At 46.9% G+C, this 22,887-nt stretch carries 22 protein-coding genes; 3 read left to right on the top strand and 19 right to left on the bottom strand.

Annotation, left to right across the window (positions count from 1 at the left end; translation table 11 throughout):
• Positions 1-5: 5 nt before the first annotated feature.
• From thyX to L21SP3_RS07640, 10 genes are all read right to left on the bottom strand, one after another.
• Positions 6-593: an FAD-dependent thymidylate synthase gene (thyX, locus tag L21SP3_RS07595; RefSeq protein ID WP_161488145.1), complete on the bottom strand. Its 588-nt coding sequence runs from the start codon at positions 591-593 to the stop codon at positions 6-8.
• A gap of 330 nt (positions 594-923) precedes the next feature.
• Positions 924-2,381, bottom strand: coding sequence for a tetratricopeptide repeat protein (locus tag L21SP3_RS07600; RefSeq protein ID WP_123785165.1), 1,458 nt, complete (start codon positions 2,379-2,381; stop codon positions 924-926).
• 9 nt (positions 2,382-2,390) lie between these two features.
• Positions 2,391-3,056: an energy transducer TonB gene (locus L21SP3_RS07605; protein WP_077540282.1), complete on the bottom strand. Its 666-nt coding sequence runs from the start codon at positions 3,054-3,056 to the stop codon at positions 2,391-2,393.
• A 12-nt stretch (positions 3,057-3,068) separates the two neighbouring features.
• The gene (locus L21SP3_RS07610; protein ID WP_077540283.1) at positions 3,069-3,482 is read right to left on the bottom strand and encodes an ExbD/TolR family protein; all 414 of its coding nucleotides are present in this window, start codon (positions 3,480-3,482) and stop codon (positions 3,069-3,071) included.
• Positions 3,483-3,536: 54 nt separating this feature from the next.
• Positions 3,537-4,166: a MotA/TolQ/ExbB proton channel family protein gene (locus tag L21SP3_RS07615; protein WP_077540284.1), complete on the bottom strand. Its 630-nt coding sequence runs from the start codon at positions 4,164-4,166 to the stop codon at positions 3,537-3,539.
• On the bottom strand, positions 4,166-5,617 hold the full coding sequence (locus L21SP3_RS07620) for a MotA/TolQ/ExbB proton channel family protein (protein ID WP_077540285.1): 1,452 nt from the start codon (positions 5,615-5,617) through the stop codon (positions 4,166-4,168). The genes L21SP3_RS07615 and L21SP3_RS07620 overlap by 1 nt, the downstream gene beginning before the upstream one ends.
• A gap of 17 nt (positions 5,618-5,634) precedes the next feature.
• On the bottom strand, positions 5,635-6,447 hold the full coding sequence (locus L21SP3_RS07625) for a DUF3450 family protein (RefSeq protein ID WP_077540286.1): 813 nt from the start codon (positions 6,445-6,447) through the stop codon (positions 5,635-5,637).
• A 144-nt stretch (positions 6,448-6,591) separates the two neighbouring features.
• Positions 6,592-9,657: a TonB-dependent receptor gene (locus L21SP3_RS07630; protein ID WP_077540287.1), complete on the bottom strand. Its 3,066-nt coding sequence runs from the start codon at positions 9,655-9,657 to the stop codon at positions 6,592-6,594.
• Positions 9,651-10,949: a hypothetical protein gene (locus tag L21SP3_RS07635; RefSeq protein ID WP_077540288.1), complete on the bottom strand. Its 1,299-nt coding sequence runs from the start codon at positions 10,947-10,949 to the stop codon at positions 9,651-9,653. The genes L21SP3_RS07630 and L21SP3_RS07635 overlap by 7 nt, the downstream gene beginning before the upstream one ends.
• A gap of 87 nt (positions 10,950-11,036) precedes the next feature.
• Positions 11,037-12,674, bottom strand: a complete 1,638-nt coding sequence (locus L21SP3_RS07640; RefSeq protein WP_123785166.1) for a hypothetical protein — start codon at positions 12,672-12,674, stop codon at positions 11,037-11,039.
• Between the two features lie 323 nt (positions 12,675-12,997).
• Between L21SP3_RS07640 and gatC the strand changes: the two genes are divergently transcribed.
• Positions 12,998-13,291: an Asp-tRNA(Asn)/Glu-tRNA(Gln) amidotransferase subunit GatC gene (gene gatC, locus L21SP3_RS07645; RefSeq protein ID WP_077541892.1), complete on the top strand. Its 294-nt coding sequence runs from the start codon at positions 12,998-13,000 to the stop codon at positions 13,289-13,291.
• 331 nt (positions 13,292-13,622) lie between these two features.
• Positions 13,623-15,098 (top strand): Asp-tRNA(Asn)/Glu-tRNA(Gln) amidotransferase subunit GatA, encoded by a 1,476-nt coding sequence (gatA, locus tag L21SP3_RS07655; protein WP_077540291.1) that lies wholly within the window; start codon positions 13,623-13,625, stop codon positions 15,096-15,098.
• A gap of 200 nt (positions 15,099-15,298) precedes the next feature.
• Here gatA and L21SP3_RS12235 read toward each other — a convergent pair whose 3' ends face one another.
• The 9 genes from L21SP3_RS12235 to L21SP3_RS07695 form a co-directional block, all read right to left on the bottom strand.
• Positions 15,299-15,661: a CorA family divalent cation transporter gene (locus L21SP3_RS12235; protein WP_261340795.1), complete on the bottom strand. Its 363-nt coding sequence runs from the start codon at positions 15,659-15,661 to the stop codon at positions 15,299-15,301.
• Positions 15,625-16,272 (bottom strand): CorA family divalent cation transporter, encoded by a 648-nt coding sequence (locus tag L21SP3_RS12240; protein WP_261340796.1) that lies wholly within the window; start codon positions 16,270-16,272, stop codon positions 15,625-15,627. Before L21SP3_RS12240 ends, L21SP3_RS12235 begins: the two co-directional genes overlap by 37 nt.
• Before the next feature lie 183 nt (positions 16,273-16,455).
• Positions 16,456-16,617 carry a rubredoxin gene (gene rd / locus L21SP3_RS07665; protein ID WP_077540292.1) on the bottom strand — a complete coding sequence of 54 codons (162 nt, stop codon included), beginning with the start codon at positions 16,615-16,617 and terminating at the stop codon, positions 16,456-16,458.
• Between the two features lie 10 nt (positions 16,618-16,627).
• A complete protein-coding gene (locus L21SP3_RS07670) occupies positions 16,628-17,089 on the bottom strand; it encodes a ferritin family protein (protein ID WP_077540293.1) in 462 nt (153 codons plus the stop codon).
• A 22-nt stretch (positions 17,090-17,111) separates the two neighbouring features.
• A complete protein-coding gene (locus L21SP3_RS07675) occupies positions 17,112-17,621 on the bottom strand; it encodes a ferritin (protein WP_077540294.1) in 510 nt (169 codons plus the stop codon).
• On the bottom strand, positions 17,618-17,998 hold the full coding sequence (locus L21SP3_RS07680; RefSeq protein ID WP_077540295.1) for a desulfoferrodoxin: 381 nt from the start codon (positions 17,996-17,998) through the stop codon (positions 17,618-17,620). Before L21SP3_RS07680 ends, L21SP3_RS07675 begins: the two co-directional genes overlap by 4 nt.
• 50 nt (positions 17,999-18,048) lie before the next feature.
• A complete protein-coding gene (locus tag L21SP3_RS07685) occupies positions 18,049-19,227 on the bottom strand; it encodes an FprA family A-type flavoprotein (RefSeq protein WP_077540296.1) in 1,179 nt (392 codons plus the stop codon).
• Between the two features lie 128 nt (positions 19,228-19,355).
• Positions 19,356-19,928, bottom strand: coding sequence for a rubrerythrin (rbr, locus tag L21SP3_RS07690; RefSeq protein WP_077540297.1), 573 nt, complete (start codon positions 19,926-19,928; stop codon positions 19,356-19,358).
• 51 nt (positions 19,929-19,979) lie between these two features.
• Positions 19,980-20,426, bottom strand: coding sequence for a Fur family transcriptional regulator (locus L21SP3_RS07695; RefSeq protein ID WP_077540298.1), 447 nt, complete (start codon positions 20,424-20,426; stop codon positions 19,980-19,982).
• 247 nt (positions 20,427-20,673) lie between these two features.
• Between L21SP3_RS07695 and L21SP3_RS07700 the strand changes: the two genes are divergently transcribed.
• Entirely contained in the window at positions 20,674-22,785 is a 2,112-nt protein-coding gene (locus L21SP3_RS07700; RefSeq protein ID WP_123785167.1) for a Sip1-related alpha-galactosidase, read from the top strand.
• The last annotated feature ends 102 nt before the right edge of the window (positions 22,786-22,887 follow it).

Below are 22,887 nucleotides of genomic sequence, written 5' to 3' on the forward strand. Positions count from 1 at the left end.
TTATTTCAGTCGTTCGCCTGCAAATCGGAAAAGCAGGCCGGAGCTTGTTCACAAAGCGTTTTGAGTATGTATGCAGCGGCTTGTCTTATCTCCCACTGGGCCTTGGGGCTTATTCGAAGCTGGATAACGTGTCTCCACTGCCTGAAATTCCCCGTTACCACAATCTCCGAACAGCACGCATTGGGCAGAACAAACCTTGCGTCCTCTTTTTTCAGCCCCCGCTCCCGCCATTTTGCGTACATGGCGTTTATGGCTTCCATATCGCTGCGAAATTCTTCGATGTATTCTTCCGGGAGGCTCGCAGGGACAACATAATCAAAGGCGTTTTCATCAACATACCTCTGAGACTGCTGCGAGAATGACATAATCCTGTGCCTCACGAGCTGATGGGTCATCGCTCTTGAACAGCCCCTTATGCGGAAGGTGGCCGAGGCGTGTTCCAAAACGCTCTCATGCCCTGCTCTTACAATTTTTCTTATAAAATCTTCCGATGAGCTCGCGCCCATCTTATCAAAACTCAGATAGCAGGTTCTGCCCGCCTCTTCGATAATTTCCTGGGAGTTTGGAGTTATTGCAAGTAGAGATATTTCCAAAACGCTTTCTCCTATATAAAAGTATTCAGCCTGAAATATATTACAGTCTTTAAGGCTTTAATCAAGCAGATTCGGAATAGGTAAGATTTAACAGTATTAAGACTATTGTTTACTTGAAAAATTTTTTATTCATTTTGAAATAAAAAATAGTTTAAAGAAAAATTTTCGAAAAAACGTGTGCGACAATTTTTGGATTTAATATAACCGGTAAAATCGACAGGCCTCTGTTTCGCAGTGCCGCGCCTGCAAGAGAGGCTCGGGTTTCATTGTGAAACAGAGCTTTAAATCATTGCAATAATTGGATAAGAATTATTCCGGGAGCACTTGGCGTTATCTCTGCTTGGCGATTCTTTCCACCTGCTCGAGGTATTTCTGCACATTTTCCTGCGGCTGAAGCGTTTGAGCTCTTTTCAGCAGAGGCAGTGCTTTTTTATACTGCCCGTTTCGCACCAGCAGCTGACCATGGCGGAGTTTGGCGTCGGCTTCAAAGCCTTCAATTTTTGCTGCACGTTCGAAGTAGAATATTGCCTGCTCATCATTGCCATTTCTTGCTGAATTTTGGCCGAGCAGGATAAGGGCTTCTCCATCGAGCGGGTCCAGCTCGACAATCTTCTTAAGCACCTCTACCTCCTGTTTGCCTTCGCCTTCAGCAACTGCTATCCTGGCCTGAATCTTCAGGAGTTCTTTTTTCGTTTTATCTTTCATTTTATCTGCATACAGCTTTTGGATCTCTTTAATGAGCTGCTTAGTTTCGTCCATTGCAGCCCTTGCCGAAAGCACTTTAGCAGAGTAGATTGCCCTTTCGAGATTTTCGTCGGGATTCTTCTTCATAGCCCTCGCATAGCTTTTTGCGGCCATATCATAGAGCTTTTCATTTACATATATATCGCCAAGCATATTGAGCGTATCGGCAGTGGATTCGCCGAGATGATCAACAAATTCGAACACCTCTGCCGCCTCCAGAGGCTTGTTCTGGCCGATATAGGCATTTGCCTGAAGCAGCCAGAGGTCTGGGCGGCCGGGATTATTCTCTATAAGTTTTCCGCAAAGAGCAGCAGCAGCTCCGAATCGTTCCTGCCTGAAGAAGCTCCTTGCCAGCCCCATTTTCCAGTCGAGGGTTTCGGGGTCCAGGAGTATTGCCATTCTGTATGCCGATTCAGCGGAAACGCTTTTTCCCATCGATGAATAGCAGAAACCGAGCAGTCCGAATGAGATCGAATCTTTCCCGCCCAGCTCCAGATATTTTGTGAATGCCTCAGCGGCCTTTTTGTGATTTTTCATCCTGAAGTGAATGAGAGCAAGATTCTTCCAGGCCCTGCGGAAACGCGGGAATTTTTCGACGGCGTTTTTATACGGCTTAATGGCCTTTTCGAGCTCTTCATTCTGGAAATGAATATTTGCAAGCGTAAAATCAAAAACGGCGCTCGATGCCTCGGTGATTTCATCTTTGAGCATTTCTGCGGCCTTATTCATTTTGTCATCGGAGATTAGATCCATAATCTCCATGATCACCTCACGTTCAGACTTTGTAACCCTTGGTTCAACCTCAGATTCGGCCATATAGCTCTCAGCAAACCTCTCTTTGAACTCCGGGTCGTTCCAGATTTTCAGATCCAGCTCTGTCATGGCAGACTTTTCAGGTTTGAGCTTAATCTTATTACTTTCACTGCCTTGGGAGGGAGTTATTAACAAGCATACGAACGCCAGGAGCAGAGCCGGGGCGAATGCTTTGCGGATAAGGCCTTTCGGCTCTGAATATTTTGAGTTTATCAGCATTTCAATCTTCATATTTTTCAATCATCCTTTCGGAAATGTTATTGGTACACGCATACGGAAACGTACCGGGCTGCCGTTTCTTTTGCCCGGTTCAAATTTCCACTTCTTTACAGCTTCCATGGCAGGCTTTTCAAATATCGGATCGGTAGATTTCTGCACCTTCGGCTTCTGAACCCTGCCGTTTTTATCAACTATGAATATTATGTACACCTTGCCCGGAGCTCTTTTTCTCAGCTCCCTGTTCATTCTCGGGCTCGGCCTGTATATAGGTCTCGGTTTCTGGTCGAGGTCTGATATAGAGAAAAGAGCATCAACATCTTCCCCGCCTGCGGAGGCTGTATTCAGCTTCACTGAGAAATCCCCTGCCATAATCCCGCCGCTGAAGCCGGGATTCAATGCAAGCTCGAGCTGGTCGAGAGCTAAAGGCTGGCTCTGTTCGTTCAGCTCTGGGGGCTGTTCATCTTTTTCGGGCTCTTCGGGCGGTTCTTCCTCGGGTGGAGGAGGCGGAGGAGGCACGTTCGCCACGCCCACATCCTGAATCACCATATCTGTTTTCGGCGGCTTGCTTATCGTTTGCAGTATCGGCAGAAGCAGGAAGAAAAACAGCGTAATGGCCGATGCGCTAAGCAGCACAAAGACAAACCTGAAGAAGGCTTTTAGAGGAGAATTTTTTTTCTTCTTGGTCATAAGCTGGCCTTCTTACCCCTGGCTTTTCCTTGTTGCCACGCTCACCTTCTCCGCTCCGGCAAGCTTTGCCTCATCTATAATGCGAACCAGCATACCGGACTGAGAATTTGCATCGCTTTGTATGATCACAGGGATATCTTCCTTCTGCAGCATCCGCTTAACAAGAGGCTGAACTCCGCTGATGCCTATCTCACGTCCGCCGTAAACCACCTCGCCTTTATCGGTGAGGGCAATAAGTATGCTGTTTTTCTCAAGCTTCACTGATGAGGCGGCCTGAGGCTTATCAACCTCCACGCCGGTTTCCTCAACGAATGTAGTGGTAACGATGAAGAAAATCAGCAGGATGAATACGCAGTCCATAAGAGGAGAAATATCAATCCCCTGTTCACTGCCTTCATCTGAATTTACTTGACGAAAACGTCCCATTTTATCCTCGCTATACTGTCTTTTCTAAAACTAATATATAAAAGCTGAATCTAATCAGTTCTTTAGGTTCTTCTTATGAAGCTTCTGGGTGCAAACAGTTTCCATATGTGCAAGGAAAGCCTTATAGCTCTCGAATTTGCGCGTAATGATATATGAAAACAAGAGCCCTGATAATGCGATAATCAGGCCTGTCTCTGTGGTTACAAGCGCCTCGGAAATTCCTTCAGCCACCATACCCATTGTTTTATCTCCACCTGAGCCCTTGGCAAGTGCATCGAAAGTGGAGAGCATACCGGTTACAGTTCCCAGAAGGCCGAGAAGCGGAGCGGCGCTTACGCAGATCTTTATCACCCTCAAATCTCGAACGAAAGGTTTCGTTTCTCTGGAATGGAGCTCTTCAAAATAGCTTCTCATTTCTTCAACCGTACTGGCCGATTCAACAAAATCAAGTATCTCGCCGATATGTCCCTGCCGTTTTTTGGGGTGATTGATCCAATGCCGCCAGGCCTTTTCTTTAACCTTTTTGAAGCCCTTGGCCGAAAGCTTAAGCTGCACGTTTACAGAAAGCGAAAACATAACGATTGCAATGAACGCAATAGCCACCATGCTCCAGCCGCCGCTGAGCCAAATAGAGACGGCTTGTTCGGACAAGGCAGTTATATGTTCTCTGAGAACTTCAGGCATTATTGCTCATTCCCCGCTGCCTGCAGAGCCTGCTTTTCAGAAACGCCGGCATATCTTGACCTGCTCACCTGATTCACCAGAGCTACTGCGTTTTTCTCCATATCATCTATAATTCCCTTGGCCTTCCTCGATAGCAGAGCGTGAAGCAGAAGCGAGGGGATAGCCACAATCAAACCGAATTCAGTTGTAATCAGCGCCTCTGAGATACCGCCTGAGAGGGTTTTAACATCGCCCGAGCCGAAAACTGTAATCAGCTTGAAGGTGTTGATGATGCCGGTTACCGTACCGAGCAGACCGAGGAGCGGAGCAGAGGCGGCACATATCGAGATAAATGGCAGGAATCTTTGCAGTTTGAGCCTGCTTGAGAGAACTGTTTCATACATCACCTCTTCAATTAGCTCTGCAGGTTCCTTTAGGTGCTCAACGGCTTCATTAAACATCCTGCCGAAAGGCCCTTTGAACTGTGCGGCCTTCACTCGGGCAAGCTCTTTGTCCTGCTTGTAAACCGCATCGAGCAGCTCATCGAATTTCTTCCTGCTCGGCTTGCGTACGAGGCTGAGAAATACCCATTTCCATATCGCAACAAGAAGAGCCAGCCCGGCCATACCGAGAATCGGAACCATAACCGGCCCGCCCTTCTGGATATGCTCCCAGACTGTCTGCTTTGTCTCTTCGATTACGTGGGCATTCCCGAGAGTTGTATCCAGAGGCAGATAACCCTGCTTTGTTGTTATAACCTGCGAAGCGGCCTGAGCGTCTGCAGGATTGCCGAAAGATTTCACAGAAGGCTCGAGCGAGCCGAGCTGCTGGGTTACCGTGCCAACGACTTCGCCGTCGCCGGAGCGGAAAATAGCTGCCGGGCCTGTCATCACAAATGTTCCGGGCTTTACCAGCCCGCTCTGGCCAACAGCCTTGCCGTTGAAGTGAGAACCGCCCATCAGCTCTTCAATTCTCTCAAGAGAAGTTTCGATCAGTGAAGCCTGAGCTTTGTAAACCTCTTTCTTGGTAAGATTGCTGTTTTCCGGTGCGAGCTTGGCAGATTCCAAGGTATCTTTGTATTTCTGCATCTCGGCTATGTGAAGCCTTGATTCGAAATTTCTCGCATACTCGCTGAGAAGATTGGAAAGATATGCCGCTTCCTCTTTGCGGGATTTGATCTCAGAGCGGAGATTGTTCAAGTCCAGCGTACGGCTGTCGAGCATTCTGGTTGTCTGCTGATAGTCCCTTCTGGCCTGCATAAGCTCGGATTCCAGCTCGCTGACCTTTTTGCTCAAAGGCACTTTCTTCTCAGCTACTTCTTCCCTAAGCTGATTTAGCTCTTTGAGGCTCTCTTCAAGCTTCTTATCAACAGCCACTGCAGCCTTAGAGAATGATTTCTCAGTTTGCTGAGCAAACCCGGCACTGCAGGCTGCGAATACAGCTAAAACTATAATTTTATTTATTAATTTCATTTCCGTTCATTCCAATACTACTGAATTTCAATTGGCAGTTTGACAAACGAGGCAACCTTCTCATTTCTGAGAATTGCAGCGGCATTAAGGATATCCTGAGCGGCTTCGTTCTTCTCTCTCCAGTCCCATTCTCCCTCTGCCGGATAACCAACGCCGGCGACTGTGCCGTCGGAGCTTGCGTAGTAGGCATGGCTTATTCCCACATAAAGCGTTACAACTTCGAAGGAAGAGCCGTCTTTGAGCTCTCTTACCTCGCTGTGGGCTGAAATCTCACGGTTGAATTTATCTACTTCGTTTAGTATTCCAACCACGTTCTGAAAACGCTGAGACATAGCAGTTTCTGTTTCTTCCGGGTTTTCAGGCAATCTCTGGCTGAGGGGCTTGATCTTGCTCTTCAGCGGCGCCGGCAAACGCTTTATCAAACGTTTAGATCTGTTTTCAAGCTTTATTATCATATCAGAGAGAGATGAGGAGGCTTCTTTGAGTTTTTCGTTTTCCTGCATCATCTCATTGCGTTTTTCATCAGCCTCGGCAATGCTTTGCTCAGCATCTTTTTCCTTCTGCTTGAGGCTTTCTATTTCGCTTTTTAAAAGCTCAATTCTTTCATTCAGCATTTCTCTGCTGAGTTTGAAATCACGCTTTTCCTGTGATATTAAACGCTTAGTTTCAACCCATTTCTCTATCTTGGTTTTTGCGTTCTCGATTTTTTCAGAGCTTGCATTTTCTTCGCCTGAGGCTGCTGAGAGAAGCAAAACAGCACCTCCGAGCAGAACCAGAAAGACCGCTGCTCTTGAGAGCCTCACAGAAAAATTATTATTCGAACACTTCATTTTTTATAAACCTTTGCCGTAATGATTTTAGTTTATTATTCGACAGATTGCCCGCAAACGCCTCTATAGCCGCTTCATCACAATAGTATGAGAAGTTTAACAGCGGATAATTAGCGGCAAATTAGTAATTTGTTAGCTGATTATTTAAAAACGGGCGCTCAAACTTACTGAAAGATCAATCCCCTTTGTGTAAGAGGTTTTTGTAACATCGCCGTCGATGTAATCCGATCTGTAAACACTCTCAATCTCAGGGTCGAGAAGATTTTTCGCCTTTAAGTTCATACTCCAAGTATCGTTGAGTTTGTGCTTGAGGCTCATATTCAGCGTACCGTATTCTTTTTCATAAACGTTTGGCAGATAATTACCCACCGCCTGAGATGCACCTGCAACGAGAGTATCGCCTCTTACCGTGTAAAACAGTCCAAACTGCGTTTTAGATTCATTGAAGTCCCAAGTTAAGAACAGGTTGTACAAATATTCCGGTGCATTGGTCATATCGCGGGTTTTCATAGGTGCCTGAATATTTGGGGTATCAAGCTTTGCAGCTTCATCGTCAGGCAGGGTTACCTCGGAATTTATGAAAGTTGCATTAGCCCCCACAGATACGCCTTCCATATCCTCAAAAAATTCCGCAAGTTCATGCCTGATCTCAAATTCAAATCCATCAATTTCGCCTTCCGGATAATTCACCGGATAAGTATATGTAAAATTGGCATAGCCCTGAACATACTCGATAGGGTCGGTGATATCCTTATGGAAATATGTAGCAGAAACTAATCCGCCTTCATAAGGCGTGTAATCGAAGCGAAGGTCATAGTTCTCAAGCGCACTCATCTGAAGGTCTTTATTACCGATGAATATATCGCCGCCAAGATAGTCCTGATTTGTAATCGGGACAAGCTCCTTGAAGGTCTGTCTTGCAACAGTTTCTGAATATGAACCTCTCACCTTTATCTTCTCAAACGGTGCATACTCAAATCCGAAAGAAGGAAGCGTATCATCCTGCTCGAATTCCGCCCTTGCGAGTGAGTAAAATTCTGCGCCGTCTGTAGACTGGCTTATATCTCCTGTTTGAGGTATATAAACCTGTGCAGAAGGGCCGGCATCAGTTATGTGGCTGGAGAGCTCGGTGCTTTCAAACCTTGCCCCGCCTCTGAGCTTAAACTGCGAATTCAAAGGCACATCCGCCATATAGTAGAAGGCCGATATCTGCTGGTCTGCAATGAAATCTATATCAACGCCGGAAACCTTCAGCGGCTCATCAAAATAATCGCTCCAGTAGTCATCCCAGCTGAGACCCGGGTCGCTGTCAACGAAGGTGCTGTCGTTGGTGAAAGAATTCTGCTGGTAGTCCCTTGTAACATCATCATTGAATATTCCAAACTTGAAATATCCCTCGTCTTCAGTCCACTGCTCAAAGGGCAGCTTAATGTTTGCAGAATACTGATCGCTTTCTTCGATGATATCTTTCCATGTTCTCTGGAAGTTTCCCATATTCATATTTGCAGCAGGATTGAGCTGTTCGTACCTGCCCGGTTCGGTGTGTGCAGGCACTTCAGGCGAGGGACTCGGCCAAAACGTAGGGGGCTGATAGGGAACGTAATATGGAGCTGTCCACCTTGCTGAAAACATCCTCTTGTCCGGCTGATGCATAGCAGCGGTATTTCTTGAAAGAACCCAATCGAGCTCTACCGGCTTGAAACTGAACCAGTCGGTAAGCTCCCAGCTGAGATCTTCGAATTTATGATCGCCTGAAAACTGAATAGTCTCAGTAGTTCTCTCGGTATATTCGAGGGTCTGGTGTCTTTGGTAAGCAGCGTGGTCCTGATATTCCTTATCATTTGCTGGATGGTGCTCGTCGTATGGATCGTAATTATCAAATTCGGGGCCGTAAGCATCCGGCCAAAACTGATGCAGTCCGGCTCGGCCGCGGGTATCTTCTGAGACAGTGGCTGAGTCCTCAGCAGTTTTAGTGTACATATAAAGTGCATTGAATTTATGGGTTCCGATCTCGAGGCCTAATGTTGCCAGCGTGCTCCACTGAACCTGCTGGGAGGCTTGCTTAACATCGAAAAGGGAAGTTTCAAAGCGTCCCGTGCCCGGGCCGCCTCCGCCTCCGCCTCGTTTGTCGTTGTATCTGGGAGTTACACCTTCCCCGGGCTCTTCTACCCAGTACTTGTCATCAATCATATCATGTTTGTAGCTTGCGCTTCGTTTGTAGTTTGCGCTCAAGAAGCCGCCAATCTTCACATCCTCAGCGAAGGCGTGCTTGCCCCCGCCGGAGAGTGAAAAGCTGTATTCCTGCGGGGCATCCTCAGTGGCAGTTCCCACAGTATCATCCATCGAATCGATGGAAGGCACAGAAATGCTTCGATTGCCCAAGCTGTCCAGTCCGCCGCCGTCGTAGCTGAGGAAATCATCTTCGTTAAATACGTTTGAGTTGTAGTCGTAGCCTATGCCAAACTTGAAAGATGTTTCTTCAGGGATGCCTTTGAGCACCACATTAACCGCCCCTCCAGAGGCATCTCCCTGCTGGTCGGGGGTGAATGTTTTGCTTACCTGTATGCTCTCAATCACAGCCGAGGGGAACTGGTCTAACTGAACTGCACGCTTATCGGCATCAGCCGTGGGAAGACGCACGCCGTTCATCTGGGAATTTACGTATCTGTCCGGCAGGCCGCGAACAACGGCATACTTGCCGTCCTGAACAGTTGTACCTGAAACAAGCTTCAGCGCGCTTGCTGCATCGCTAGCTCCTGCCTGGCTCATCAGCTCAGAGCTGACCGAATCCATAAGAGCAGGTGCTTCCATACGCAGATCAAGCAGGGCAAGCTCTGTACCTGCACCGAAGCTTAAATCCTGAACGACGAATTCTTCCATCTCGGTAAAATCGCCGCTAAGGGAAACATTAACCTCGCTCATTCTTCCCGGCGAAACAGCAACATCAGTTTTTACCTGACGTGTATATCCCTGCTTCGAGAATATAAGTGTGTATGTTCCCGGCTTGAGCTCGCTGAAAACATAGTTGCCTTCTTCCGCGGTTTTGGTTTTCTCCCCGGTTTCTGCAATCAGAACCTGCGCCTCAGCTACGGGCGCGTCAAAATCTTTGTCCTCAACGTAACCTCTAATGCCGCCTGCCTGCTCCGCCGAGCAGATGCAGCAGGATACGCCCAATATGACCAGCAAAACTGCAAATTTGTTTATTACCATGGAACGCTCAGGCTCCCTTTAACTTCCTTAATTTCAGCAAGCAGTTTCTCGCTTGGATTAACCTTATGTTTTGCCATAGAGCAGCACACATCGCAGAGATCTATAGCAGTAGGACGGGAATTGGGATTTTCCGCCCCTTCCTTCACAGCCATGGCATAAATTTCAGCCGCTTTTTCCCGGCGATCCATAGAAACGCAGGCCTCTGCAATGGACGTAAGCGCTTCGGAGCGGTAAATATCTACTATTTTCTCTTTCTGCTCTTTGAAAAGCTCAATTTCTTCGTCGGCTTCCTTAACGGCCTTTTCTTTCTGTCCGGCTTTGAATCGCGCAGCTGCCACTTTCGCTGTAAGAGGCATTCTATTCTCAAGACGCCACTTGCCTGAAGTTATCATCTGCCTTGCCTTGTCTATCAGCTCAACTGCCTTTGCGGTGTTTCCTCCGTCAATATTTGCCTCAGCCATCTTCACAAGCAGATCAATCCTGATAAAGTACGGTATGGTCTTCCAAGAGGAGGTAATCTTATCTTCCAGCATCTGCCTTCTTGAACTGTTCTCGTAAAACCTTTCGTACAGTTCAAAGCATGCATAAAGGGCATTTTTCACAATATCATAAACGCCTGTTTTTATCATTTCGTCGATAGAGGCAAGCTGAGAATCAAACTCTTGCTCACTGCAAATCTCCGCCTTTGTCGCAGCAACTTTGCCTGTTTCGGCCTCAACGAGATTCTCTTCAAACTGCTCGCTATGACTATCATTCCCGAGAAGGGTTTCCGCCTGAGCAATTCGCACTTTAACCCTGTCTCTTCGCCAGTCTTCAAGATTCGGTTCTTCTATTACTTCTTCAGCCAAGGCAATAAACTCGTTTGCTCTGCCTTTCTGGTTATTTTCTGCAAAATAGTAAGCCAGCTCCCCGAAGCATACGCCCTTGCGCCAGTTTAGAATTTTTTTGGTCTGCTCTGCTGCAGTTTTTATCTGACCGAGCTCAATATAAGCTTTTACAACCTTCTGCTGTGATTTGCTTCGGTCTTTAATATGCGGCTTTACAGGAATCATAGATGCCGTTTGGAAGGCAATTTCCATAAGCTGGTTCTGATAATCCTCAATTTGAGAATTTTCAAGAGCAGCTTTCGTTTCAGCTTTTCTCGTAATCTCAGCAGAGCTTCTTTCAGCCGCTTGATTTTCTGCCTGATTATCAGCCGTTTGTTTATCGCAGCCTGCAAAAAAAACAGCTAAAGCCATAACGCCGGCCGCTGCGAGCATTGAAAGTTTTTTATTCGCTTTTCTTACTGTCATACCTTTTCCGTAAAAGAATCTGATGACAGGGCATTAAAGCCCTGCCACCAGATATTGATTATTTGTTGTCAGTCATTGAAAGGTTAATTACTTAACCTGAAGCCATCCTGCACCAACAGCAGAGAGGTCTTCAACGTCAACGATACCGTCATTGTTGATATCGCCGCTTGGCTGATTCATTGAAGTATCTGTCATACCGTACTGATCGATTGCAGACCAGTTGGCAAGCCAGTTGTTGTCTTCGCTGAATCCGCCGCGGAACTGAGCAGGAACAAAGAAGCCGTCTGCCGGAGCTGTACCAGCGCTTGCTGCGGCATCGTTAGCTGCACATGGGTTGATAAACTCTACAGGATAAACGTCTTTGCCGCCTTTAACAACTTTGCCGCCGCGAACGAGCTTCTGGATCGGCATATTCTGATCCGGGTTAGAAGGTACGTAAGCAGCAGTTACGTTGTTGTTTGAGCCGTCGCGTACGCCGCGTGCATCTGCTTCTGTGTAAGCATCAGAGTGCATATTGCGGAAGAACACTGAATCTGAGATCTCAGCGAGCTTGCCGTCAACCTGTGCGGTGTACATTACGGAAGGATCGTTGAATCCGCCTGCTGACCAGCTGCCTGCGTTAGGCATAGCAGTTGAAGTTGAGTAGTCGTAGTCTGTTGTCCATGTGTCTGCCCAGGAGAGCGTGCCGTTGTAGCCGTAGCCGTTAGCACCGTCGCCGTCGTCGTCATCGAATCTTACGAGCTTTTCGCCGAGATCCATGAAGATGCAGTTGCGATACTGCATACGGGCGTTATCACGCCAGGTGGTACCGCCGTCGCCGTCGCCCGGGTTGCCCACTACTGTAAAATTGTAGATTGAAGCAGTTGTTACAGGCTGAGCATCTGAGTCTTCAGCACCGTCTGTCTCGAAGCAGTTGTCGCCAACGCCTGAGCCCTGGCTTGCATCGATTGAGTGTCCCTGAACGATAAGACCGAACTGAGCCTTGCCTCTCCAGCCCTGGTCGATATCGAAGCTGTCGTCGCCGATGTTCCAGATGTTTACGTACTTGAGGCAAACAGTTCCGCCCCAAATTTCGATACCGTCATCAACGTTGTTGATAACTTCAACGTGGCTGATGTCTGTTTCACGTCCGATACCGCCGAGTGAAAGACCGTTAAGCTCATTTGCAAGACCGATCACTTTACCGCCGTAACGCAGTGAGAGATAGCTTATTGAACCTGAGTTGTCGTTGTCGTCGTTGCCGCCGTACATACCGTAGGTGTTGTCTGTAAGACCTTCCATCAGCTTCTCGTTGTCGCCGGTTGGGGTCTTGGTATTGTCGCCTACGGGATTTCCGCCGTAGTGCGAAGCAGAGATAAGAGCATTACCCATCAGAGTAAGGTTGCCCCATTCATTACAGCCTTCGCGGTAGGTCTTGAGGTCGTCATCAGTAGAGGTCATAATAACTGGAGCATCTTCTGTACCGTTTACATAGATTTTAGCTCCGCGTGATACAGCAAGGCTTCCGCCCAAACCTGATGTGCTCTGTACGAGCGTGCCCGGTTCGATTGTGAGAGTTGCACCCGGCTCAACGAAAACCTGATCCTGAAGATTATAGACGTTATCCGACGTCCATGTAGTAGAGGTTGAGATATTGGAACTTACCAACACCTCAGCAGCATTTGCAGTTCCTGCCGCAGCAAAAACCGCAACTGCAAGTGCTAATGAGATTTTTTTAAGATTCATAGGAACCCTTTCAAAAAAAAATTGAGTAAAGTAAAAAAGTTTTAATACGCTTAACAACTTTCGCCTTTTATCCAGCACCAACGCAGCGCTGGGCTAAAGACTATTGGTGAGTGTAGAATCATAATGTTTGCAAACTATTAGCGATAAATTCAAAAAAAGTTAGGCCTGCAATAAGGGGGGATTAAAACCGAATAAACACCCGAACAGGGATTTTGTTTGCATTTTTGCTTGAAAGAAAATTTATTGCCTGCAAAATAAGTGCTTATTTATTTTCGGACAAAATCCGCTCAGGACTAGTCTATTACATTAAAATGGAGCATAATATGCCTGATATGATTAATGAGAAACAGGTACGAGAGGTTGCGGCGCTTGCAAGGCTCGAACTCACAGATGAGGAAGTAAGCCGGTTTGCAACGCAGCTGAGTGATATCCTTGCATATATAGAAAAGCTGGGAGAGCTTGATACTGAAGCGGTTGAACCGCTCGCGCACAGCCTTCCTGTGAAAAATGTTTTCAGGGCAGATGAGCCCGGCCAGACGCTGGATAGAGACCAAGCCCTGAAAAACGCCCCCGACAGCGACGGGGAGCATTTCTGCGTACCGAAGGTTTTAGAGTAGCAAGTGGCGAGTGGCGAGTGGCAAGTGGCGAGTGGCGAGTGGCGAGTGGCAAGTGGCGAGTGGCGAGTGGCGAGTGGCGAGTGGCAAGTGGCGAGTGGCAAGTGGCGGCCGCTGCTCAAGCTGAAATAGCCAACGAGCTGGGTTACATAAATAATAATACTTTTGAAAGTTTTATTTCGGAATCTAATGCAATAGGTAAAATGATAAGCAGTTTAATAAAGAAAATACTAAACGACAACCGTTAGCAATGGCCACTTACTGCTCGCCACTTGCTGCTTGCCGCTTGCCACTTGCTGCTTGCCACTTGCGGCCGGCACAATAAGGAAAATTTATGGACTTAACAAAAAAAACACTAACTGAGATTCGTGATAAAATAGCGGCTCAAGAGCTAACCAGCCTTGAGGTTACCAAAGCTTTGCTTGCCGAAATAGAAGCCAAGAACGATAAGTTAGGGGCGTATTTAGAGCTGTTCGCAGAGCATTGCCTTGCAAAAGCGGAAAAAATAGACAAGCGAATAAAGGCCGGCGAGAAATGCGGAGCATTGGCAGGCGTTCCGATAGCAATCAAAGACAATATGACCACGGTCTGGGGCAAAACCACCTGCTCTTCCAAGATACTCGAAAATTTCGAAGCGCCGTACAACGCCACAGTGGTTGAAAAGCTCCTCGCAGAGGATGCAGTTATAATAGGCAAGCTCAATCTCGATGAATTCGCAATGGGCTCAAGCACGGAAAATGCAGGCCTCGGTAAAACCGCCAACCCGTGGGACAGCAGCCGCGTTCCGGGCGGAAGCAGCGGAGGCAGCGCAGCGGCCGTTTCAGCGGGGCTGTGCTACGGGGCTCTGGGCTCGGATACCGGCGGTTCAATCCGCCAGCCGGCAAGCTTCTGCGGGGTGGTAGGCCTCAAGCCAACCTACGGCCGGGTTTCTCGTTATGGACTTGTAGCGTTCGGCTCAAGCCTCGATCAGATCGGCCCTCTTGCAAGAAACACTCAAGACGCCGCCCTGCTTATGAACGTAATCACAGGCCACGACCCCAAAGACAGTACAAGCCTCAGCGAAGAACTCGCACCGAAAACCGATTTCACGAAGGATATAGACAAGCCGCTTGAAGGGCTCAAGATTGCTGTTGTGCCGGAGTTTATCGAAAAGGCCGGAGAGGCAGTGAAAGAGGCGATTGGGAAGGCTGTGGAATTTTACCGCTCTAAAGGCGCAGAAATTCGGGAAGTGAAGATGCCGCATTCGGATTATGCCGTTGCCACGTATTACATCGTTGCTACGGCTGAGGCCTCGGCAAACCTCGCCCGCTTCGACGGCGTTCGCTACGGATACCGCAGCGAAAAGCCCGAAAACTATATGGATGTGTACACGAAATCCAGAGATGAGGGCTTCGGGGCGGAGGTTAAAAGGCGGATTATGCTCGGAACATACGCCCTCTCCAGCGGCTACTACGACGCATACTACCTCAAAGCTCTAAAGGTGCGAAATCTCATCCGGCAGGACTTCAAATACATATTCAAAGACTGCGACTGCCTGCTCACGCCCACCTCGCCGTCGGGGGCGTTCAAATTCGGCGAAAAATCAGACGACCCCATCCAGATGTACCTCGAGGATATCTATACAATCTCGGCTAATCTTGCTGGCGTGCCGGGAGTGAGCATTCCGTGCGGATTCGACGAAAACAATATGCCTCTCGGCATGCAGATTATCACAGATACTTTCCAAGAGGCTAAGATGCTGAGAATCGCAAGGATGTTCGAAAAGGAACATTCATACGAAAATCAGATACCGGAAGATAGCAGAGAATAAAAAGCCAGCGACTAACGCATAGCTTCGCCCCGATTTCCGCTAACTGCCAAATAGTCTTTCAAACCCTTCGTGTGATTTGCGGTGAATGAAACACGTAACATCCACGAAGGGCAGAATATACTCCCCGCCGGCTCGCATCGCTTACGAATGCTGATGTTATTTTTCTAAACCGTCGTAAGTTTTTAGCGAAGCTCCCAAACCTATAACCACTTTTTATTCTTGAAGATTATTATTTGTATAATCACAGCGGCGGCCAATATCAATAAAAAAAACCAAAAAGCGGATTCATCTTCAGCGCCTGGGATACCGCCTACGTTTATACCTAACAGCCCCGTAAGAAAACTTAACGGCAGAAAAATAGCTGCAGCAAGTGAAAGAACATACATTCTGGAATTCAGCTGTTCTGAGAGTTTGCCCGAGAGCTGTTCCTGGGCTACTGCTGCACGGTCTCTGATGGAATCGAGGTCTTCATTATATCTGATAAGTTTGTCGTTAGTTTCTCTAAGCTGCCTACTGTCCTCATCGCTCAGCCAGCTGAAGCGGTCTGTCTGAAGCTTAAACATTGCCTCTCTTTGGGGGGGGGCAGATATCTTTTTAGCAATATCGCCTCTCTTCTTATTTCTGAAAGCTGAGTTCGCAAGTCATAACTTCCCTCGGAAATAAGCAGCTCTTCAAGCTCATCCAGGCGGTCTTCTATGTTTTGCACAGTGTCTTCAATTCTTTCAATCAGCCGCTCTGCCAGATCGCTTATGAATTCTCCTGTAGTTTTCGGGCCGTTTTTATCATTGAAAGATTGTATGATATCATTCTCAGAGAGCAGTTTTCTTTTTCGCGTGCTGATAATTCGATTCTCATCTGCCCAAAGCCTGATCGCTACCATATCTTCGGGCTCAGAGTTTGGGCTCAAATTAACGCCTCTCAGGGCAATCAGTGCTGCGTTATCTATCATCGAAACCCTCGGCCGGCTCTCTTCAGACAATAACGCTGATACTGTTGTTTCATCAAGGCCGCTCTTTTCAGCGAGCCACCTTGCAGAATCAGCTTCTGTATAGTCAAGATGTATCCAGCAGGGACCTTGTTCGGGGAGCCAATTATCCATGTCCTGCCGGCTGCCTTGCCGGGCCGAGCCCTTCCCGTCCATAATATAGAAATACAGCAAACCGTTTTCAGACATCTCATCCGCTCCTTTAAACGTAAAAAACTTTCAGCTTTAAGACTCACCGAAAATATTCTAAGCTCATTTTATGAAGCGGCAAGATTAAAAGTTTATGATTCGGGCAGGATGAAACGCATAAACAGTTTTTATACTGAAAAACCCAAAAAAAAGCCGGCAAGCTTCTGCCTGCCGGCGTGAATGTTATTCTACAGGGCTGAATTCATCTTTGCCCACCCCGCATTCCGGGCAAACCCAGTCGTCGGGGAGATTGTCGAATGATGTTCCCGGCTCAATACCGCTGTCGGGGTCGCCTACAGCTGGGTCGTAAATGTAGCCGCATACATCGCATTCATACTTTTGCATAGCATTTCTCCTAAACCTTGCTCAATTCTTCGCTGAGAATCGTTATATGACTCATCTCTTCGTTGATAATCTCTTCTACAGTTTCCTTTGCCTGCTCTGTTTTCAGCGATGCCTTCACGCCGAGATAGTAGCAGACTGAATCCTTCTCCATCCCTATAGCATAGCTCAAAACCCCGCTCGTATCAAGGGAACGTGCCTTTCGTGCGAGATCCTTATCAGGGGAGAATACCGCATACTTTACGAAATAGTCAAGATACTTCATTGCCTCGTTGTCGGGATTGAAGGTGTCTGCCTGCTTAACTGCTTCCTGGAGCTTTTCGAAATGCTCGAAATGGTTCTTTTCCCAGCCGGCAAGTTCCTCAAGCAGCTTAGCAGCAGTCTTGCTGTCGGCGGATTCAGCGGCTCTTGAGTAAAACTCAATCCCGTCTGTTTCCATCGTCTTGGCTACTTCCAATACTTCTAAAGCGTTCATAGGCTTTTCTCCCGAAAGGTTATTATTCTGAAGGTGCTGGATTAAACACCCTCTGGCCAAGCTCTTTGTCTATCATAAAAAGCCCGCCCTTTGTTTCGCAGGCCATTTTGGCTTTGTCTATGATATCCTGAACGCTCGCCTCTTCTTCAACCTGCTCTTCAACAAACCAGTTGAGGAATATCTTAGAGGCATGGTCGTTTTCGCTTATAGCAACATCCATCAGATCATTGATCAAAGACGTTACCTTCTGCTCATGGGCAAGTACTGCCTCGAAAACCTCTATAGGGCTGTCCCAGCTTCCTTCGGGCTTGTCAATTTGATCAAGCTCAATCTTTCCGCCCCTCTCAAGCACGTATTCAAAGAACTTGTCCGCGTGGGTAAGCTCTTCCTGCGCCTGAATCTTTGTCCAGTTGGCGGCGCCGGGCATACCGTTATCAGCAAACCAAGCGCTCATAGCCAGATACAGGTAGGAAGAATAGAGCTCGGCGTTAATCTGAGAGTTAATCGCCTTGTTTACCTTGTCTTTTATCATTGCTCTGCCTTCCAAAGTCCGTGTTTGTTGCAGTATTCGCGTGCTGTTATCTTTTCAGCGTCAACTTTGAATTCTGCAATCGGTTCATCGCCCGGGTTGAGGAATTTTACGTAGCTGAAGCCGTCTGCAACAAGCTCAATCCACATTATATAATGCTCCTGCGCCATTGGATGAAGTACGCTGCCCACGGATACCTTGTAGCCGTCTGTGGTCTTTTCAATTACTGGAACATGCTTTTCTGTTGCAGCATCGGTTGTGTTTCCTTCAAGAAGTCTCATAGGAGCGCCGCAGCAGTAAAGCTCGCCGTCGGCTCCGCAGTAAACCTCTACTACATTGCTGCATACAGGGCAAAAATAAATCTGTTGTCTCTTAGCCATTTTTGTTACTCCTAAAATAAAGTTACAGCTCTGATTAGAGCCGGCTTAACTTAAACCAGCCCTTCTGATCTGTGTTTTTCAAGTATTTTGTCTGCAAATTCGTTTATAAGCCGCAAATCATCTTCTCGCGGCATACCTTTTATCATCAATGGTTCGATTAGTTCAGCCTTTATGTTCGGAATCATTGCCTGAAGCTTTTCAACCATCTTGCCGCCCCACCCGTAGCTGCCCATAATTGAAACGTATTTCGTTTTAGGCTTGAGCATATTTGAAAGAAAGGCAGCGTTGGCAAGGGCAGGATGCGGGCCAGCGAGAATCTGAGGCCCTGCAAGCACTACTGTTGCGCTGTCAACAAGAGATGAGGCAAGCTGGCTTATATCACAGCCGACCAGATTGTAAGGCGTTGCGAGGATATTTCTTTCGGTAAGCTCATCAAGCAGATGCTCCACCATAATCCGAGTGCTGTGGTGCATTGATATATACGGAATCACCACGTGATTTGTAACCTTATCGCTCACCCAGTCCTTATATGCGTTTATCGGAAACTGGGGGTCGTCGTATATCGGTCCGTGGCTTGCGGCTATCATATCGATATCGAGCTGGTCGATCTTTTCGAGATTCTTAACGATCACCTTCTTGTAGGGCATCATAATCTCAGCGTAGTAGCTTTTGATAAGCTCAAGCTGATAGGCATCTGATTTGGCAAACATCTCGCTCGTGGCATAATGAGACCCGAACATATCGCACGGGAAGAGAACTTTGTCTTCCTGCAGGTATGCAGCCATAGTCTCAGGCCAGTGCACCCACGGGATAAAGAAAAACTGAAGCGTCTTGTCCCCAAGGCTCAGAGTGTCCCATTCCTCTACAACTTTTATCTGTTCGGGGCTGATGTGGAGGTGTTCCTGAAGCAGCTTAAAGTTCTTTTCATTCGTAACCACCCTGCATTCGGGAAATTCCTGAAGTATCACAGGAATGCAGCCGGAATGGTCCTGCTCGCAATGCAGGCTTACAAGGTAATCGATCTTTTCAACGCCCAGCCGCTCCAGATTGGATAAAAGCGTATCAAATTTTTCCGGGTCAACGCTGTCTATAAGTGCATTCTTTTCGCTGCCTTTGATGAAGTAGGAGTTGTAAGTAGTCCCTTCGGTGAGAGGAACAAGTTCATCAAAGAATTTCCTGTCCCAGTCTTTTGCTCCCACGTAATATATGTTGTTTTTTATTTCCGTCATATACTCTCCAATCCCTGTGTTTTAATACTTCGCTGTTAATAACTGATTTTACAGTCTTGGCGGCATAATTCAAAGTTTATTAGAAGCGCCGAAGTGCAAAGTCTTCGGCGCTTAATACTGTGCAGATTTTAGTAATTTTCAGGCTTTAGCTGGAAGTATGCCTTTGGATACCTGCAAGTGGGGCAGATGCTGGGTGCTTCTTTGCCCTCGTGAAGGTATCCGCAGTTAATGCACATCCAGATGCAGCTGCCTTCTCTCGAAAAAACTTTACCTTCTTCAAGGTTTTTCTTGAGGTTGGTGTATCTCTGGCGGTGGTGCATCTCAGCCTTTGCGATGTTCCTGAAAAGCCTTGCAATATCCTTAAAGCCTTCTTTGTCGGCTTCATCTGCAAAATTCGGATACATCGTTGTTACTTCGTAGTTCTCCCCCTCGAAGCCTTCCTGAAGATTCTCTACAGTAGTGCCAACTTTGCCTGCCGGGTAAGCGGCGGTAATCTCTACTTCTCTTCCTTCCATAAATCTGAACAGCCTCTTGGCATGCTCTTTTTCATGGTTTGCTGTTTGCTCGAAAATATCTGCAATCTGTTCATAGCCTTCTTCTCTTGCCTTCTCGGCAAAATATGTGTAGCGGTTTCTTGCCTGTGATTCACCTGCAAACGCCTTTAGAAGATTAGCTTCGGTTTTACTTCCCTTAAGTTCCATATAATTCTCCTATGTAAGTTTAGTTATGCTAAAATAGTCTGATTACCCATTTTATTCTTTTTCAATTTTTTTTAAACATTCTTTGCAGCAGCCTTCAATATATACCGATTTTTTCAGTATTTTAAAGCCTTCCGGCATATTTTCAGGCGTCTCTATATCATCAAACGGCTCATAATGATAATCGAATATCTTTTTGCATATAACGCATTTCATGTGCTGGTGCTTATCGAGCCCAGCATCAAACCTGCGAACATCGCCGCTGCCTTCAACTATGAACGCCGCTCCAATCTCTTTGAAAGTGAGCAGAGTTCTGTTTACCGTATCCAGTGAAATCCCCGGGTGCTCTTTTCTTACTTCCCTGTGCACCATTTCAGCTGAAGGGTGGGAATTTGTTTCAGCAAGCACCTTGTAAACTGCAACACGCTGCGGGGTTACCCTAAGCCCGTTTTTCCTGCACAAATCTATAAATTTTTGGACTTTTTCTTCAGTAGATTTCATAAGTTTTTCTGCTGACCTTAATCTTAGTAAGAACTATATAGGAGAAACTCCTATCTGTCAATGTTTTTTTTGTGTTTTTTAAAACTTTTCATTTTTTTTCGTAATATCCCGCCTTGCAGGTATAGAATAATATGTAAAGCAAATAAAAATCAATTCCTGCCGCTAAGATTGCAGCACAGAAATGATTTAGCAGAAGCGGTTTCAGTAAAAAAACATATTTATTATTAAAAAATTGAGGTATTTTCAGATGAGAACAGGTAAATGCAGAGTATGGATACTATTTTTAATTCTTTTTTCCTCATGCTCTGGTGCGTTTGCAGAAAAGATTGATGCATCACATCTTAAATACAGCGGACTGCGGGTCCTGGAAGATTTTTCGGGAGCCCCGAAGGATGGTGTTTTAAAGAGCTGGGAAATTGAATTGCCGGAGTATAAATCTGTAGTTTATTTCAGCAAAGACGGCAGAAACGGCCTTTTAAGCGCTGCAAACAGGATTTTTCCCTGGGCAGCCAAAAGTCTTGAAGAGATAATCAGCAGCGATTTCAACCCCGACCCTACAACCCGAGAACCATCAAGAAACGGCCTGCTTGCCCTTTTTAAGCTTAAAAACGAAAAGTTCCTTCTGCTTCACGGTTTGGCCTCGGGTAAAGCTATGAGCTATTTCCAGATTCACGACAGCGGCAAATTCACCGTAAATCTTGCAACTTTCGGAAAAGAGCGGGTTTCAGGGGATATTCCCCTTATAGCTTGGGCAGAGGGGAAAGATGTTTACAAGGTTTTCGATGATGCTTGGGAGCATATTTTTGCCCAGCGGACAATCTCCAAGACCGCAGCAGCGCGCTGCAGGAAAAGATATCCCGAACCGTTCAAATATCTGGGCTGGTGCAGCTGGGAGCAGTATCGCAGGGACATCAGCTCCGATCTGCTCGTTGACGCTGCAGGCAGGATTGAATCCAGCTCTGTTCCGGTACGCTGGATTCTTGTTGACGACGGCCATCAGCACCAAACCGGCTCCAAAATGGGCGACAGCCGAATGCTTTCTTTCAAGGCCAACCCGAAAACCTTCCCGAACGGCTTCAAACCGCTTATGGAGCAGCGTTCTGAGAAAATTAAATGGATGGGCATCTGGCATACTATGAATGCCCATTGGCAGGGGATGCACCCAAACCACCAAGTGCAGCAGCTGGATTCCCATCTGATCTCTATCAGCAAGAAAAGAAACGGCGAAGAATTTGAGCTGATGATGCCGAAGGACGACCCTGTTTCTTCACGCAAGTTTTACGATGAACTTATCGGTTCTGCTGAAAGGCACGGTTTTGATTTCGTAAAAATTGACAACCAAAACCGTCAGGTATCTTTTTACACCGACAGGAGCAACGCTGTAGAAGCTGCTGCCCAGAATGCACAGTCGCTCGAAGAGGCAGCTGAAGAGTTTACCGATGGGTTGATCAACTGCTTCGCCCTGGATTTGATCAGTGTTATGAATACCAAATACAGCTCAGTTTCGAGGGTTAGTGTTGATTACCTGCTTGGCAATGAAAATAAGGCAAAATCGCACCTTCTTCAGTCTTATCAAAATACGCTCTGGATGGGGCAGGCAGTTTGGCCGGACCACGATATGTTCCATTCCTGCGACCCTGTAAGCGGGAGGATGATGGCTGTGAGCAAAGCTGTTGCCGGTGCACCGATATACCTCTCTGATGCCCCGAAAGATTTTGTGCCCAAGCTTATAAATCCGCTCTGCTGGGACGACGGAGAGCTCCTTCGCCCCCTTGCCCCAGCTGTACCTCTCCCGGATTCGGTTATGCTCTCGGCATTGTCTCAAGCCCGCCCGTACAGAGTTGCGGCGCCGCTGCCGAACGGCTCAGCGGCCGTTATTGCATATAATTTGGCAATACCCACACCTGATAAGCCCTTGGAGGCTTCTGTAAAAGAAGCTGACTACACCAAAGCAGGCTCATTTATCCAGCCTGCCGGGCAGTCTTGGCAGATTCCTGAAGAAGGGCTCGTTTATTACGACTGGTATCAAAAAGCCGGCGGAAAACTGAATTCTGAATATAAATTTGAGCTTAAAGGGTTTTCAGACCGGTTTGTCCAGCTCTCGCCGATCAAAAAGGGCTGGGCAGTTATCGGAAGGCCGGATAAATACCTTAGCGCTTCCGCTGTTGAGTCGATTAAATATGCCCCTGAAAAACTTACAGTTGAATTCGTTCAGTCCGGGCCGTTGGTGGTTTACAATAAAAGACCTGTTCAATGCAGCGAGGCTGAGAAAATAGATAATTTGGGCAATGGCCTATGGAAGCTTAAACTGCCCCAAAATAAAGAGGGGCTGGAAATACAAATTAAAGCCGGCAATTAAAATCAGTCAGAAACTCAATAATTTCTGATTTCTCAAGAAAATTTTGAAAGTTTATTGAAATAAAGCATTTTTTTTGTAAAAATTTTTGGCGTTCGTTGATAA

The organism is Sedimentisphaera cyanobacteriorum (assembly GCF_001997385.1).
GTDB classification, from domain to species: Bacteria; Planctomycetota; Phycisphaerae; order Sedimentisphaerales; family Sedimentisphaeraceae; genus Sedimentisphaera; species Sedimentisphaera cyanobacteriorum.

Coding starts and splice junctions, on each gene's coding strand:
- L21SP3_RS07600 (WP_123785165.1), bottom strand. CDS start 2,381: ATGAAGATTGAAATGCTGATAAACTCAAAATATTCAGAGCCGAAAGGC.
- L21SP3_RS07605 (WP_077540282.1), bottom strand. CDS start 3,056: ATGACCAAGAAGAAAAAAAATTCTCCTCTAAAAGCCTTCTTCAGGTTT.
- L21SP3_RS07610 (WP_077540283.1), bottom strand. CDS start 3,482: ATGGGACGTTTTCGTCAAGTAAATTCAGATGAAGGCAGTGAACAGGGG.
- L21SP3_RS07615 (WP_077540284.1), bottom strand. CDS start 4,166: ATGCCTGAAGTTCTCAGAGAACATATAACTGCCTTGTCCGAACAAGCC.
- L21SP3_RS07620 (WP_077540285.1), bottom strand. CDS start 5,617: ATGAAATTAATAAATAAAATTATAGTTTTAGCTGTATTCGCAGCCTGC.
- L21SP3_RS07625 (WP_077540286.1), bottom strand. CDS start 6,447: ATGAAGTGTTCGAATAATAATTTTTCTGTGAGGCTCTCAAGAGCAGCG.
- L21SP3_RS07630 (WP_077540287.1), bottom strand. CDS start 9,657: ATGGTAATAAACAAATTTGCAGTTTTGCTGGTCATATTGGGCGTATCC.
- L21SP3_RS07635 (WP_077540288.1), bottom strand. CDS start 10,949: ATGACAGTAAGAAAAGCGAATAAAAAACTTTCAATGCTCGCAGCGGCC.
- L21SP3_RS07640 (WP_123785166.1), bottom strand. CDS start 12,674: ATGAATCTTAAAAAAATCTCATTAGCACTTGCAGTTGCGGTTTTTGCT.
- gatC (WP_077541892.1), top strand. CDS start 12,998: ATGCCTGATATGATTAATGAGAAACAGGTACGAGAGGTTGCGGCGCTT.
- gatA (WP_077540291.1), top strand. CDS start 13,623: ATGGACTTAACAAAAAAAACACTAACTGAGATTCGTGATAAAATAGCG.
- L21SP3_RS12235 (WP_261340795.1), bottom strand. CDS start 15,661: ATGTTTAAGCTTCAGACAGACCGCTTCAGCTGGCTGAGCGATGAGGAC.
- L21SP3_RS12240 (WP_261340796.1), bottom strand. CDS start 16,272: ATGTCTGAAAACGGTTTGCTGTATTTCTATATTATGGACGGGAAGGGC.
- rd (WP_077540292.1), bottom strand. CDS start 16,617: ATGCAAAAGTATGAATGCGATGTATGCGGCTACATTTACGACCCAGCT.
- L21SP3_RS07670 (WP_077540293.1), bottom strand. CDS start 17,089: ATGAACGCTTTAGAAGTATTGGAAGTAGCCAAGACGATGGAAACAGAC.
- L21SP3_RS07675 (WP_077540294.1), bottom strand. CDS start 17,621: ATGATAAAAGACAAGGTAAACAAGGCGATTAACTCTCAGATTAACGCC.
- L21SP3_RS07680 (WP_077540295.1), bottom strand. CDS start 17,998: ATGGCTAAGAGACAACAGATTTATTTTTGCCCTGTATGCAGCAATGTA.
- L21SP3_RS07685 (WP_077540296.1), bottom strand. CDS start 19,227: ATGACGGAAATAAAAAACAACATATATTACGTGGGAGCAAAAGACTGG.
- rbr (WP_077540297.1), bottom strand. CDS start 19,928: ATGGAACTTAAGGGAAGTAAAACCGAAGCTAATCTTCTAAAGGCGTTT.
- L21SP3_RS07695 (WP_077540298.1), bottom strand. CDS start 20,426: ATGAAATCTACTGAAGAAAAAGTCCAAAAATTTATAGATTTGTGCAGG.
- L21SP3_RS07700 (WP_123785167.1), top strand. CDS start 20,674: ATGAGAACAGGTAAATGCAGAGTATGGATACTATTTTTAATTCTTTTT.